This is a genomic window from Limosilactobacillus coleohominis 101-4-CHN, from assembly GCF_000161935.1.
In the GTDB taxonomy this organism is placed as follows: domain Bacteria; phylum Bacillota; class Bacilli; order Lactobacillales; family Lactobacillaceae; genus Limosilactobacillus; species Limosilactobacillus coleohominis_A.
On the sequence record NZ_GG698802.1, the window covers coordinates 77,320 to 91,585 of the forward strand.

The window sequence follows — 14,266 nt, forward strand, 5'->3', positions numbered from 1 at the left end:
AAATAAAAAGTCGACAAAAGTCGACTTTTTTATTTACATTAAAAGTGGTCATCAGCTGGCTTTTCTGGCATATCATAGTGAAAACTAGGGTCTAACTGTTTGTCTAACTGATCAAAAGCAGCTTGCATTTGCCGTTCATATTCTTTTTGAACTTCATCGGTTAAGCGCTGCTTACGGTCAATATAAATGGGGTTTCCAAACGCAATCTTACGTTTCCTTCTTGAAAAAAGAGCACTAAATGACAACGGCCCTTGGTAAACAGCGGGTACCAAAGGAACATTTGCTAATTTTGCAATCATTAAAGCACCGCCCTTTAGTTCTGAAGAATACCGTGATCCAGATGGAAAGATAATGGTCGAAAGGTCTGATTGGCGAAGTTCTTTTACAGGAACCTTAATTGCTGAGGGACCAGGGTGAACTCGATTGACAGGATAAGCGTTTAATTTTCTTAAAAACCAGTTTGCAAACTTATTTTTGAAGAGCTCCTCTTTGGCCATAAAACTGAATTTTTTAGGATAAATAGCTAAGGCGAGGAGGACCGGATCCATCCATGTTCGGTGCGGAGCAACAATAATATAGTTACCAGCTGGTAAGTTCTCTTTGTTTGTAATGATTGGCCGGCCGTTAATCATACTCAAAAACGGCTTTACTAAATGAACAAGGAAGTCATACATATTTTATTTACCTCAAATTATTTTTGTGTAATATGGTTATTATGAGCAAGAAAAACTGAACATGCAAGTTGAATCTTCAGTTTGATCAAAGGAGTAAGCATGGATAAATCAATTTTAAAACCGCATGAACGTATCGATCAACTTAGTAGTCAAGGAATTAAAATTATTCAGAGCAGTGAAGTTTTCGCTTTTTCTCTAGATGCAGTGCTATTAGCTGATTTTGTACGGCCCAATCATCGTCAGCGACTCCAAACAATTGATATATGCGCAGGCAATGGGGCTATTGGTTTGTTTTTAAACCGTAAACTAGGGGGACAGTTTACTGAAGTAGAATTACAACCACGCTTGGCCGACATGGCTAGACGAAGTATTTCTCTAAATAATTTGACGGAGCGCTACCGGGTCATCAATGCGGATGTCAAAAATATTTATGATTATGTTCACAAAGATGCATATGATATCGTAACTTGCAATCCACCATATTTTAAATCTTTACCGACGAGTAAAAAGAATCCTCATCGTTACTTGGCGATTGCTCGTCATGAACTAACTATTGATTTACCAACAGTTGCTGAAAAAATGTCCGGGTTATTAAAAATGAATGGTAAGGGCTATCTAGTACACCGACCAGACCGGTTAACAGAAATTTTACAAGTTTTGAATGAACATCGACTAATGGTTAAGCGGATTTGCTTTGTTTACCCTAAGCCAGGTAAGGCCGCGAACATGGTCCTAATAGAAACCATTAAGGACGGTCGTCCAGGGGGCACAATTATTGAACCGCCACTTGTGGTCGGTGATCAAGAAGGTAACTATACGTCACAAGTTGAGGCTATGCTCCATGCAAACTAAACCATATTATATTTATGTATTATTGTGTGCCGACCAAACACTATATTGCGGATTTACAGATAATGTTGAACGGAGATTTAAGACTCACCAGACATATCGTGGCGCAAAATATACGCGGGTTAAAAGTCGCCATCCCCTAAAATTAATTTATCAAGAACGTTTTGATGATAAGAGAAGTGCATTAAGTGCCGAATATCACTTTAAGCATCAAACTCGTCAGCATAAGTTAGCATATTTAAGACAACATGGTGTGAATATTCAAGAATTATAATTTTCTGCTTGCGATCACAATAGTTTTTATGTACAATACTTGTTGGTGCTATTTGCACAATTCACACTCACCGCAATGGTTTGAATGGTGCCGTTAGGTGTTCGGACCAGAGGACCGGTGAGGAGGAAAAAACTATTTTGGAGGTATTATTTCATGTCTGTTGTAAGTATGAAACAATTACTTGAAGCCGGTGTCCACTTTGGTCACCAAACTCGTCGTTGGAACCCAAAGATGGAACCATACATCTTTACTGAACGGAACGGTATCTACATTATTGACCTGCAAAAGACGGTCAAGATGATCGACTCCGCTTACGATTACGTTAAGAACGTTGCTGCTGATGGTGGTGTAGTTCTTTTTGTTGGTACGAAGAAGCAAGCTCAAGATTCAATCGAAGAAGAAGCTACTCGTGCAGGTCAATACTACGTTAACCATCGTTGGTTGGGTGGTACTTTGACTAACTGGAAGACTATCCAATCACGGATTAACCGTTTGAAGGAATTAAAGAAGATGTCAGAAGATGGAACTTTTGATGTTCTTCCAAAGAAGGAAGTTTCTGTTTTAACTAAGCAACGTGAAAAGCTTGAACGTTTCTTAGGTGGAATTGAAGATATGCCACGAATTCCAGATGTAATTTACATCGTTGATCCTCACAAGGAACAAATTGCAGTTCGTGAAGCACACAAGCTTCACATTCCAATCGTTGCGATGGTTGACACTAACACGGATCCTGATGACATTGACGTTATCATCCCATCAAACGATGATGCTATTCGTGCCGTTCGCTTAATCACTTCTAAGATGGCTGACGCTGTTATTGAAGGTAAGCAAGGTCAAGATGACCAACAACAAGCATCAGACGATGATGTTGCTGACAACGCTGAAGTTTCTGAAGATTCTTTACAAGATTTAAAGAAAAACGTTGAAAGCAAATAATTAAAATAGTTAATACTTAGGCTGTTTTGCAGTTGGACCGTGGTGGCCTGAGTGCGAAACAGTTTTTTATTTAAAAACATTCAAAACTAAGGAGAGATCGAATTATGGCTATCAAAGCTTCACAAGTTATGGAATTACGGAAGAAGTCTGGTGCCGGCATCATGGATGCTAAGAAGGCATTAGTTGAAACCGATGGTGATATGGATAAGGCAATGGATTACCTTCGTGAAAAGGGAATTGCTAAAGCAGCTAAGAAGAGCGATCGAATTGCCGCTGAAGGTTTAACTGACATTGTGGTTGATGGTAATACAGCTGCAATTGTGGAATTAAACTCAGAAACCGACTTCGTAGCTGCTTCTGATCCATTCAAAGCTGCTTTGAATGATGTTGCTAAGAAGATTGTTGAAAACAAGCCAGCTGATGTTGATGCTGCCTTAGAAATCAAAACTGATAACGGTACGCTTGGTGAAGACTTAACTGAAACCACTCGACAAACCGGAGAAAAGGTTAGTTTACGGCGGTTTGCTGTTGTGGACAAGGCTGATGGCGATAACTTTGGTGCTTACCTTCACCAAGGTGGTCGGATTGCTGCTTTAGTTGTTCTGGAAGGTGCTGATGAGGCTACTGCTAAGGATGTTGCTATGCATGTGGCTGCAGTTAATCCAGAATTTATGACGCGTGATGATGTTTCTGCTGAACGTCTGGATCACGAACGGAAGATTTTTAAGGAAGAAACATTGAATGAAGGCAAACCAGCTAAGATTGTTGATAAGATTGTTGAAGGTCGTCTTAACAAGTTCTTATCAGAAATCTGTTTAGCAGACCAAGCCTTTGTTAAGGACAGTGACAAGACAGTTGCTGAATACGTTGCTTCCAAGGGTGGTAAGTTGAAGTCATTCATTCGCTACGAAGTTGGTGAAGGAATCGAAAAGAAGCAAAGTAACATTGCTGATGAAGTTCAACAAGAACTAAACCGTTAATTTGCTTTTAGTTTGGGACGTACTATGGTAGTTAGTACGTCTTTTTAATAGTTTGCAAACAACTTAACCTGAGGAGGTTCAACGAATGGCAAATGGTGTTAAGTACAACCGGGTTGTTTTGAAATTAAGTGGTGAAGCTTTGGCAGGAGATCAGGGCTTTGGAATTAATCCGCCGGAACTAAAAACAGTGGCAAAAGAGTTAAAAGAGGTTCATGATTTAGGGGTTCAAGTTTGTATTGTCGTTGGTGGCGGTAACATGTGGCGTGGAGTCACTGGTGAGAAACTTGGAATGGAACGTGCCCAAGCTGACTACATTGGAATGTTGGCAACCATTATGAACGCCTTGTCTCTTCAAGATGCTTTAGAAGGATTAGGTGTGCAAACCCGGGTTCAAACGTCCATCGAAATGCGGCAGATTGCTGAACCATATATTCGACGGAAAGCAATTCGACATCTTGAAAAGGGCCGGGTAGTGATTTTTGCCGGTGGTACTGGAAGTCCATACTTCTCAACGGATACAACCGCAGCATTACGGGCAGCCGAAATGAATGCAGATGCTATTTTAATGGCCAAGAACGGGGTGGATGGTGTCTACTCAGCAGACCCAAATAAAGATTCATCAGCAGTTAAATTTGATCATTTAACTCACATGGATATTCTAGATAAACATCTCCACGTTATGGATTCGACAGCTAGTTCTATGTCAATGGACAATGATATTCCATTGGTAGTCTTTAACTTAAATACACCTGGCAACATCATGAAGGTTGTACGGGGTGAAAAAATTGGAACAACAATCGAAGGAGAATAGTTAAAATGGATGGTAAGCAAATTTTAGCAAATGCAAAAGAAAAAATGGCTAAATCAGGTGAGGCGTTAAAACGGACCTTAGCTGATATTCGTGCGGGACGGGCAAATGCCAGTATTTTAAATCCGGTTAAGGTTGATTATTATGGTGCGCTAACACCACTTAACCAGATGGCTTCCATTACGGTTCCTGAAGCACGGCAATTGCTTGTGTCCCCATATGATAAGAGCACGCTAAAGGACATTGAACGAGCAATCTATGAAGCGGATTTAGGTTTAACTCCTCAAAATGATGGTGAAGCAATCCGCATCATGATTCCGCAACTCACTGAAGAACGGCGGAAAGAATTAGTGAAGGACGTTAAAGCAGAACTGGAAAATGCTAAAGTTGCTGTTCGAAACGTTCGTCGTGAGGCCATGGATGACCTTAAGAAGGGGAACAAAGATGGCGATTTTAATGATGATGAGTTCCATAATCTAGAAGACCAAGTTCAAAAAGAAACTGATGCTGGAATCAAGAATTTGGAAGCAATTGCGAAGGATAAGGAAGACGAATTAATGGGTAAGTAATAGTAGTTTCCCTTAATTTCAGGTGAAGTACCGTGGTGCTTCACCTTTTTTTATAAGTAACGATTGTAGAGAAATTATGGTAGATCTGGTAGAATAAGAAAGATTGTAAATAATGTTCATTGGAGGATTAAGTTGTTTTCCCAAAAAAAAGAGACGGATGCAAATTCATCCCAGATTGATTTAGCAAAAATCCCGCACCACATTGCCATAATTATGGATGGTAATGGACGATGGGCACAAGCACGGCACTTACCACGGGTTGCGGGCCATCAGCAGGGAATGGAAACCGTTAAAAAGGTTACGATCGCAGCTAGTAAGCTTGGTGTGAAGGTATTGTCACTCTATGCATTTTCCACTGAAAATTGGAAACGTCCGCAAAGTGAAGTTAGTTTTTTAATGAATTTGCCGATTAAATTTTTCACAAAGTTTGTTCCTGATTTAGTTGAACATAATGTTCGAGTAACTGTAATGGGTGATATTACAAAGTTACCCGAGAAAACTCGTATTGCTGTTCGGAATGCAATTCATGATACTGAGCAGTGTACAGGAATGGTCCTGAACTTTGCCCTTAATTATGGTGGTCGAGATGAGATTGTTCGCGCGACGACTGATATGGTTAAGGATGTTCAGGATGGCAAGCTTTCTTCAATGGACATAACTGAAAAGACTATGAGTCAATATTTAATGACTGCACCACTAACTCCCTATGAAGATCCGGAATTATTAATTCGTACGAGTGGTGAACAGCGTTTAAGTAATTTCATGCTTTGGCAAGTTGCATACAGTGAGTTCGTTTTTATGGATGAACATTGGCCAGATTTTGACGGTGAATCTTTGAAAAAGGCCATTAGTATTTTTCAGCATCGACATCGGCGTTTCGGTGGTCTAAAAAATAAGTAAAGAGGACGGGTGTTAATTTTGAAGACAAGAGTAATAACTGCAATCGTTGCTCTGGCGATTTTTATTCCATTAATTTTAATTGGTCACTTACCTTTAACCATTGCAGCAATAGCCTTAGCCATCGTTGCAATGAGTGAAATTTTAATTATGAAAAAGATGTTTTTAACGTCGTTTGCAGCAATTATGTCATATTTAGGAGTTGCAATTGTGACGGTTCCGCAATCGTGGCTGGCGTGGTTACCAGACCACTTTAATCGATTAACAACGTTTTACTTAATTGTGATTTTAATCCTGTTGCATACTGTTGTTCATAAAGGACGGTTTAGTTTTGATGATGCTGGAGTTTTAATTCTTGGAATGCTCTATATCGGCATGGGCTTTAATGCCTTTATCCAAGCTCGGGCAGTTAGTTTCACAACGTTACTATATGGCATGTTAATTGTATGGTTGACGGATAGTGGGGCTTATATTTTTGGTCGTCAATTTGGTAAGCACAAATTGGCTCCTAAAGTCAGCCCAAACAAAACAATTGAAGGTTCAGTATTAGGAACGATTTTTGCCACAGTTATATTAGCGATTTACCTGTTGTTCTTCCATGTTGGTTATGACAATTACTACATGATGGTTTTAGCAACCCTCTTGTTGTCCATCTTTGGTCAATTTGGTGATTTGATTGAATCAGCACTTAAACGTTACTATGGTGTCAAAGATTCAGGTAAGATTTTACCTGGTCATGGTGGTATCTTAGATCGATTTGATAGTATGTTAATGGTCATGCCATCCCTATACTTACTAGGGATTGTTTAATGAGGTGATTCTTTGTTAATCACAATCATAACTTTTATAATTGTTTTTGGGATTCTTGTTTTAGTCCATGAATTTGGTCACTATTATTTTGCAAAACGAGCTGGAATTTTAGTTCGCGAATTTTCGATTGGGATGGGGCCAAAGATTTGGTGGAGTCGTCGTAATGGTACTACGTATACAGTTCGGTTATTACCACTCGGCGGTTATGTTCGCCTTGCTGGAGCGGATGAAGATGATGATGAAACACTGCGTCCTGGGACGCCAGTTACCATTCAGCTTAATGATCAAAATGAAGTGACAACGATTAATGCCAGTGAAAAGACAACTTTGTTTCAGGGGCTGCCATTACAGATTGTTGACAAAGATTTGGTTGATGACTTGTGGATTAGTGGTTATGTTAATGGCGACGAAAGTGTTGTCAAAAAGTTCAGTGTTAATCATGATGCTAATGTAATCGAACGTGATGGGACTGAACTACGGATTGCTCCGCGAGATGTACAAATTAATTCCGCTAGTTTACCACATCGGATGATGACTAATTTTGCGGGTCCGATGAATAACTTTATTTTAGCGTTAGTGGTTTTTATTATTTTAGGCTTTACCTTACCAGGTATTCCAACAAATAGTAATCAACTTGGACAAGTTCAATCATCTTCAGTTGCCGCTAAAGCAGGCCTAAAGGCTGGTGATCGAATTGTCAAAGTTAACGGACATTCCACTCGCAATTGGCAGTCAATGACAACTGCAATTTCCAGTAAGCCGGGTCAACGGTTAACAATTAGTTATAAGCGGGCTGGCCAGGAGTATACGATCAAGTTGATTCCAAAGAAGGTTCGGCGTGGCAAACAAACGGTTGGCCAAATTGGGGTCATGGAACAGCAAAAGAAAGACTTTGCATCACGAATTCAATATGGCTGGCACCAATTTATTTTGTCTGGTACGTTAATATTTAGTGTTTTAGGTCACATGTTTACCCACGGTTTTAGTTTGAACGACTTGGGCGGGCCAGTTGCCATCTATGCGGGGACCTCACAGGCAACTTCACTAGGAGTTAATGGTGTTCTTGCATTTTTAGCAATGCTTTCTATTAATTTGGGAATCGTTAATTTGTTACCAATCCCCGCCCTGGACGGCGGTAAGTTAGTATTGAATATTATTGAAGGGATTATCCGTCGCCCAATTCCAGAAAAGGCGGAAGGAATCGTAACGTTAATTGGTTTCGGCTTTTTAATGCTATTAATGATTCTGGTTACGTGGAACGATATTCAACGGTATTTTATTAAATAAGTGGAGGATAGATTGATGAAACAATCAAAAATTTTAATTCCAACTAAAAAAGAAGCACCAAGTGATGCTGAAGCGCTTAGCCATAAAATGATGATTCGGGCTGGGTATATTTACCAAGTTTCGTCTGGGGTTTGGTCATATCTCCCGTTAGCTTACCGAGTAATTCGTAAAGTTAAGGCGATTATCCGAGAAGAAATGGAAAAAGCTGACGCATTTGAAATGGAAACTCCTTCGATGCTTCCAGCGGATTTATGGCAACAAACTGGTCGTTATGAAGCTTATGGTGATACCCTATTTAAATTTAAAGACCGTAATGATCGAGAACATATTTTAGGCCCAACCGACGAAGAAGTGATGACTGAGATTCTGCGAGATAGCATTAAGTCATACAAAAAGCTGCCGTTAACCGTTTACCAAATTACCGATAAGTTCCGTGATGAACCACGACCACGATTTGGTGTATTACGGGGCAAGGAATTTTCCATGTTGGATGGTTACTCATTTGCTGCTGATCAAGCTGGCTTAGATGAAGCTTACAATCAGCAGGCACAAGCTTACCGAAACATTTTTGACCGGATTGGCTTAGACTATAAGATCATTCTTGCTGATTCAGGCACGATTGGTGGAGACAATTCGCAAGAATTTTCTGCACCGGCTAAAGTTGGTGAAGATACGATTGTTTATACTGATGGTGACTATGCTGCTAACCTTGAAAAAGCTACAGGTAAATTTACTGGTGTACAACAAACTGCGGAACCAGCCAAATTAGCTAAAAAGCCAACTCCAGGTGCTCATTCCGTTGATGAAGCGGCCACAGCCTTAGAAATAGATGCTACGCAAATTATTAAGTCAATGCTATACATGGCTAAAATGGGTGAAGATAAGTATCAACCAGTACTGGTTTTAATGCGTGGTAACGATGAAGTTAATGAAACGAAAGTCACAAACGCGGTTGACTGTGAAGAGCTCACATTAGCAACTGAGCAACAGGCGCAAAAGTATCTGGGCGCTCATCCAGGTTCTTTAGGACCAGTTGGCGTTGGTGAAGAAGTGAAAATTTTAGCTGATAACTACGTTAAAGTCTTAGTCAACATGGCTTGTGGTGCTAACGATGATGGTTATCACTATGTCAATGCGAATATTGGCCGTGATTTCCGGGTTGATCAATTTGGCGATTTCCGAACTGTTCAAGAAGGTGAAATTGCTCCGGATGGTAATCCAATCAAATTTACTAACGGAATTGAAATTGGTCATATTTTCAAACTTGGAACTGGTTATTCCGAAAAACTAGGGGCACAGGTCTTAGACCAAAATGGTCGCCTTGTTGATATGATCATGGGCTGCTATGGAATCGGAGTTACTCGTTTGCTTTCGGCGGTGGCTGAGCAAAATGCGGATGAGTATGGTTTGGTTTGGCCGGATAGTATTGCACCATTTGATGTTCACGTTATTCCAGTTAACGCTAAAAAAGCTGATCAAATGAAGATGGCCAACGAGATTAGTGAACAACTCGAAAAAGCTGGTCTTGAAGTCTTAGTTGATGATCGGAAAGAACGGGCTGGTGTAAAATTTGCGGACTCAGACTTGATTGGAATTCCATTACGCGTTACGGTCGGTAAAAAAGCGAGTGAAGGAATTGTTGAAATCAAGATCCGGAAAACTGGTGAAACAGTTGAAGTGAAGACCGAAGAAGTCGCTAATACGGTTCAAATTCTGTTAAAACAATTGAACGGTGATCATCAAGAGTAATTATTCGAATAAGTAGATTTAAAATGTGGTTAAGATGAATAATCAAAATTAACCACATTTTTTAATTTTGAGGAGGAAATTCAGTGGCCTTAAACGCACAAGAAAAATTTCAGAAATTACTTGAACAAATTAACTACCAGGATGAATCATTAGCTGATGGTCAGGTAAAAACGGTGATTGTTCATCAAAAATCACGTGTGTGGGAAATTCATTTACAACTTCCTCATGTTGTTCCGGCAGATACTTACCGCGGATTATTACACAGTTTACAGATGAGTTTTCAAAGCCTGGCTAATGCACGGGTTCAGTTAGTAATTCAAACAGCTGACGAAACCAATGATGCTAAATTAATTGGTGATTATTGGCGTTTTCTGGCCCAACAAGAAGTCGGTGACCGGGGAATGGGCTTTGAAATTGCGGAACAAACAATGCCTGAAGAGCATAATGGCAGAATTGAATTAGCCTTGGAAAATGACCAAGTTAAAGATTTTGTTGCTAATAAGTTTCTTGGTAAAATCGAACAAGCCTATCAGCAGGCAGGTTTTGCTCCGTTTAGGATCCATGCAGTGGTTGATCAAACAGCTTCAGCTGCAACAGTCAAAGAGCTGAAAGAAAAACAGCAGGCTGCAGATGCTGCGTTGGTTAAGAAGGCACTGGCAAAAATCAAATCAGATCAGGCGAACCGCCAAAAACAAGAAGCAGGTAGTTTGAAAGTGGACGGACCAGCTCGGATTGGTAAAGAGATCAATCCACAGGCTGATGTCACCCAAATGGTCGAAATTACCGAAGAGGAACGAAACGTGATTGTCGAGGGTTACGTCTTCTCCAAAGAGGTTAAGGAATTGCGCTCTGGTCGTCAGTTGATGATTTTAGAAATTACGGATTACACCTCTTCATTTGCTGTTAAGAAGTTTTCCCGCGATAAAAAAGATGAAGCGCAATTTGGAGCAATTAGTGAAGGTCAATGGGTAAAAGTTCGTGGTTCAGTCCAGGAAGACAGCTTTATGCGGGACCTGACCATGAATGCGTATGATATCAATGTGGTATCACACCCAGTTCGCCAAGATAATGCTCCCGAAAATGAGAAGCGGATTGAATTACATTTACACACTAATATGTCGACAATGGATGCAACTAATTCCATTAGTGACTATGTCAAGCAGGCCATCAAATGGGGACAACCAGCAATTGCGATTACTGATCATGCGGGTGTTCAAGGGTTCCCAGAAGCCTATAAAGCTGCTTATGATGGTAAACATCAGAAATATAATATTAAAATGATTTATGGGCTGGAAGCGAATGTCGTTGATGATGGCATTCCGTTAGTCTATAACGAAAATCATGATCATTTATTAAATAGTACTTACGTTATTTTCGACGTAGAAACGACGGGACTATCTGCCATTTATGATAAAGTCATTGAATTATCGGCAACCAAAATGAAAGATGGTAAAGTATTAGACCGTTTCGATGAATTTATTGATCCCGGGTTTCCATTATCTGAACAGACCACTGAATTGACCAGCATCACTGATGATATGGTTCAGGGATCAAAGTCAGAAGAAGAAGTTTTTAAGATGTTTCAAGATTTCTGTGCAGGTAGTATTATTGCCGGGCATAATGTTTCCTTTGATATGGGCTTCATGAATACCGGTTATCAGCGCCATCATCTTCCAGAAATCACGCAGCCGGTAATTGATACCTTGCCATTAGCCAGATTTCTTTATCCTGATTTGCGTGGTTACCGGTTGAATACATTAAGTAAGAAATTTAAAGTATCACTGGAGCATCATCACCGGGCAAACTATGATGCTGAAGCTACTGGACACTTGCTACATATCTTTTTAAAAGATGCGGAAAAACGGTATCAAGTAGTCTACGTTGACGATTTAAATAAGCATATGACTGACAATGGCGCTTACCGTCATGCGCGGCCATTCCACGTGACGTTATTAGCTAAAAACCAAGCTGGTTTAAAAAATATGTATAAACTGGTTTCACTAGCAAACGTTAAATATTTCTATCGGGTTCCGCGGATTCCCCGAAGCGTTCTGGAACGGTATCGCGAGGGCCTGTTGATTGGTTCCGCTTGTTCGAGCGGAGAAGTTTTTACGGCAATGATGCAGAAGGGATACGCAGAAGCAAAGCAGAAAGCAGCTTTTTATGACTATCTTGAAGTTCAGCCGAAACCAAATTATGCACCGTTATTAGAACAAAAAGTAATTTCAAGTGAACATCATCTAGAATCAATCATAAAAAATATGATCAAGCTTGGTGATGAATTAGGGAAAACAGTTGTGGCGACCGGTGATGCCCATTACCTTAATCCAGAAGACGCAATTTACCGCAAGATTTTAATTAACTCTCAAGGTGGTGCTAACCCGTTAAATAAAACCAAACGACCGGATGTCCATTTCAGAACAACAGACGAAATGTTACAAGAATTTGATTTTCTTGGATCCGACTTGGCCCACCAAATTGTGGTTGAAAATACGCACAAAATTGCGGATGAAGTTGATCAAGAAATTAGTCCAGTTGAGGATAAGCTGTATACACCGCACATGAAAGGGGCAGAACAGGAAATCCAGGATCGGACATGGGCTACCGCTAAAAAGTGGTATGGCGATCCGTTACCGAAGTTAGTTTACGATCGAGTGAAGTTGGAACTTGATAGTATTGTCAAAAATGGATTCTCAGTTATTTATTTAATTGCTCAACGGTTGGTAGCCAAGTCGAATAAGGATGGGTACTTAGTTGGTTCCCGGGGATCAGTTGGTTCCAGTGTGGTAGCAACTCTTTCAGGGATCACTGAAGTTAATCCTCTGCCTCCACATTACCGTTGTCCACATTGCCAATATAATCACTTCTACACCAAGGGTGAGTACAGTTCTGGTTATGATTTACCGGATAAGAAGTGTCCAAAGTGTGGAACGTTAATGATTAAAGACGGTCATGACATTCCTTTCCAAACCTTCTTAGGATTTAAGGGAAATAAGGTTCCTGATATTGATTTGAATTTCTCAGGTGACTATCAGCCAATCGCCCATAATTACATGAAGGTTTTATTCGGTGAAAAGAATGTGTTCCGGGCCGGAACAATTGGAACTGTCGCTGATAAGACGGCGTATGGATACGTTAAAGCTTACGAACGAGATACTGACCAGGAATTTCGGGGTGCTGAAGAAGACCGCCTTGCTAAAGGGGCTACTGGAGTGAAGCGAACGACTGGTCAGCACCCGGCTGGGATCATCATTGTTCCAGACGATATGGATATTTATGACTTTACGCCAGTCCAGTATCCGGCGGATGATCAAAATGCTGCTTGGGAAACTACTCACTTTGATTTCCATTCGATTCACGACAATATTTTGAAAATGGATATTCTGGGCCACGATGACCCGACGATGATTCGTGCTTTGCAAGATTTATCCCGAATCAATCCGCAAACCATTCCGATGGATGATCCAGGCGTGATGAGTCTCTTTTCTAGTCCGAAGGCCTTAGGAGTAACTGAAGAACAGATTAATTCTAAAACGGGGACTTTGGGGTTGCCAGAGTTCGGAACCCGATTTGTGCGGGGAATGCTGGAAGATACCCATCCGAAGAATTATTCACAATTACTCCAAATTTCTGGGTTATCACACGGAACAGGAGTGTGGTTGGATAATGCTCAAGAATTAATTAAGGATGGTGTTGCAACGATTGCTAACGTGATTGGGTGTCGTGATAACATTATGACTGACTTAATTCACTACGGCCTGGATTCAGAAACTTCTTTCCAGGTAATGGAATCTGTTCGACACGGTCGTGGAATCCCTGACGAGTGGCAGGCTAAAATGCACGAGGCCAATGTACCACAGTGGTATATTGACTCATGCTTAAAAATTAAATACATGTTCCCGCGGGCCCACGCTACTGCTTACGTTTTAATGGCGTTGCGAATTGCCTACTTTAAGGTTTATTTCCCATTAACTTATTATTGTGCATTCTTTTCTGTCCGGGCGGATGATTTTGATGTTGTGGCGATGTCGCGTGGTAAGAATGCGGTTAAAGCCGCAATGAAAGAAATCACTGATAAGGGTAATGATGCTTCAGCAAAGGAAAAGAGCTTGTTGACCATTCTTGAATTAGCTAATGAAATGTTGGAACGGGGCTACAAGTTTAAGATGGTTGATTTAGAGCGTTCAGATGCGTCAAACTGGTTAATAGATGGTAAGACGTTAATTGCACCATTCCGTGCTATTCCAGGATTAGGTATGAACGTTGCAAAACAGATCGTGGCTGCTCGGGAGGAAAAGCCGTTCTTATCTAAGGAGGATCTGGCTGAGCGAGGGAAGGTTTCTCAAACTATTATTGAGTTCATGGATGCTAATAACGTCCTCGAAGGCCTGCCCGACCAAAACCAACTTAGTTTATTTGACCAATTATAAAAT

The 14,266-nt window shown here is 40.6% G+C and carries 12 protein-coding genes; 11 read left to right on the forward strand and 1 reads right to left on the reverse strand.

Annotation, left to right across the window (positions count from 1 at the left end):
* Positions 1-38 precede the first annotated feature (38 nt).
* Positions 39-674 (reverse strand): lysophospholipid acyltransferase family protein, encoded by a 636-nt coding sequence (locus HMPREF0501_RS00490; protein WP_006915816.1) that lies wholly within the window; start codon positions 672-674, stop codon positions 39-41.
* 99 nt (positions 675-773) lie between these two features.
* On the opposite strand from HMPREF0501_RS00490, the gene HMPREF0501_RS00495 reads away from it, so the two are divergent.
* From HMPREF0501_RS00495 to HMPREF0501_RS00545, 11 genes are all read left to right on the forward strand, one after another.
* Positions 774-1,526, forward strand: a complete 753-nt coding sequence (locus HMPREF0501_RS00495; protein ID WP_006915817.1) for a tRNA1(Val) (adenine(37)-N6)-methyltransferase — start codon at positions 774-776, stop codon at positions 1,524-1,526.
* A complete protein-coding gene (locus HMPREF0501_RS00500) occupies positions 1,516-1,797 on the forward strand; it encodes a GIY-YIG nuclease family protein (protein ID WP_006915818.1) in 282 nt (93 codons plus the stop codon). The genes HMPREF0501_RS00495 and HMPREF0501_RS00500 overlap by 11 nt, the downstream gene beginning before the upstream one ends.
* 153 nt (positions 1,798-1,950) lie before the next feature.
* Positions 1,951-2,733 (forward strand): 30S ribosomal protein S2, encoded by a 783-nt coding sequence (gene rpsB, locus HMPREF0501_RS00505; RefSeq protein WP_006915819.1) that lies wholly within the window; start codon positions 1,951-1,953, stop codon positions 2,731-2,733.
* 104 nt (positions 2,734-2,837) lie between these two features.
* Positions 2,838-3,713 carry a translation elongation factor Ts gene (gene tsf / locus HMPREF0501_RS00510; protein WP_006915820.1) on the forward strand — a complete coding sequence of 292 codons (876 nt, stop codon included), beginning with the start codon at positions 2,838-2,840 and terminating at the stop codon, positions 3,711-3,713.
* 85 nt (positions 3,714-3,798) lie between these two features.
* Positions 3,799-4,524, forward strand: coding sequence for a UMP kinase (pyrH, locus tag HMPREF0501_RS00515; RefSeq protein ID WP_006915821.1), 726 nt, complete (start codon positions 3,799-3,801; stop codon positions 4,522-4,524).
* A 5-nt stretch (positions 4,525-4,529) separates the two neighbouring features.
* A complete protein-coding gene (frr, locus tag HMPREF0501_RS00520; protein ID WP_006915822.1) occupies positions 4,530-5,090 on the forward strand; it encodes a ribosome recycling factor in 561 nt (186 codons plus the stop codon).
* 132 nt (positions 5,091-5,222) lie between these two features.
* Positions 5,223-5,990, forward strand: coding sequence for an isoprenyl transferase (locus tag HMPREF0501_RS00525; protein WP_006915823.1), 768 nt, complete (start codon positions 5,223-5,225; stop codon positions 5,988-5,990).
* Between the two features lie 18 nt (positions 5,991-6,008).
* Positions 6,009-6,797 (forward strand): phosphatidate cytidylyltransferase, encoded by a 789-nt coding sequence (locus HMPREF0501_RS00530; protein WP_006915824.1) that lies wholly within the window; start codon positions 6,009-6,011, stop codon positions 6,795-6,797.
* A 12-nt stretch (positions 6,798-6,809) separates the two neighbouring features.
* On the forward strand, positions 6,810-8,084 hold the full coding sequence (gene rseP, locus HMPREF0501_RS00535) for an RIP metalloprotease RseP (protein WP_006915825.1): 1,275 nt from the start codon (positions 6,810-6,812) through the stop codon (positions 8,082-8,084).
* A gap of 15 nt (positions 8,085-8,099) precedes the next feature.
* Entirely contained in the window at positions 8,100-9,833 is a 1,734-nt protein-coding gene (locus HMPREF0501_RS00540; RefSeq protein WP_006915826.1) for a proline--tRNA ligase, read from the forward strand.
* A gap of 83 nt (positions 9,834-9,916) precedes the next feature.
* Entirely contained in the window at positions 9,917-14,263 is a 4,347-nt protein-coding gene (locus HMPREF0501_RS00545; RefSeq protein ID WP_006915827.1) for a PolC-type DNA polymerase III, read from the forward strand.
* The last annotated feature ends 3 nt before the right edge of the window (positions 14,264-14,266 follow it).

Excerpts from the sequence above, each read along its gene's own strand:
- rpsB (WP_006915819.1), top strand. The coding sequence starts at position 1,951 with ATGTCTGTTGTAAGTATGAAACAATTACTTGAAGCCGGTGTCCACTTT.
- HMPREF0501_RS00500 (WP_006915818.1), top strand. The coding sequence starts at position 1,516 with ATGCAAACTAAACCATATTATATTTATGTATTATTGTGTGCCGACCAA.
- tsf (WP_006915820.1), top strand. The coding sequence starts at position 2,838 with ATGGCTATCAAAGCTTCACAAGTTATGGAATTACGGAAGAAGTCTGGT.
- HMPREF0501_RS00540 (WP_006915826.1), top strand. The coding sequence starts at position 8,100 with ATGAAACAATCAAAAATTTTAATTCCAACTAAAAAAGAAGCACCAAGT.
- HMPREF0501_RS00490 (WP_006915816.1), bottom strand. The coding sequence starts at position 674 with ATGTATGACTTCCTTGTTCATTTAGTAAAGCCGTTTTTGAGTATGATT.
- HMPREF0501_RS00495 (WP_006915817.1), top strand. The coding sequence starts at position 774 with ATGGATAAATCAATTTTAAAACCGCATGAACGTATCGATCAACTTAGT.
- pyrH (WP_006915821.1), top strand. The coding sequence starts at position 3,799 with ATGGCAAATGGTGTTAAGTACAACCGGGTTGTTTTGAAATTAAGTGGT.
- frr (WP_006915822.1), top strand. The coding sequence starts at position 4,530 with ATGGATGGTAAGCAAATTTTAGCAAATGCAAAAGAAAAAATGGCTAAA.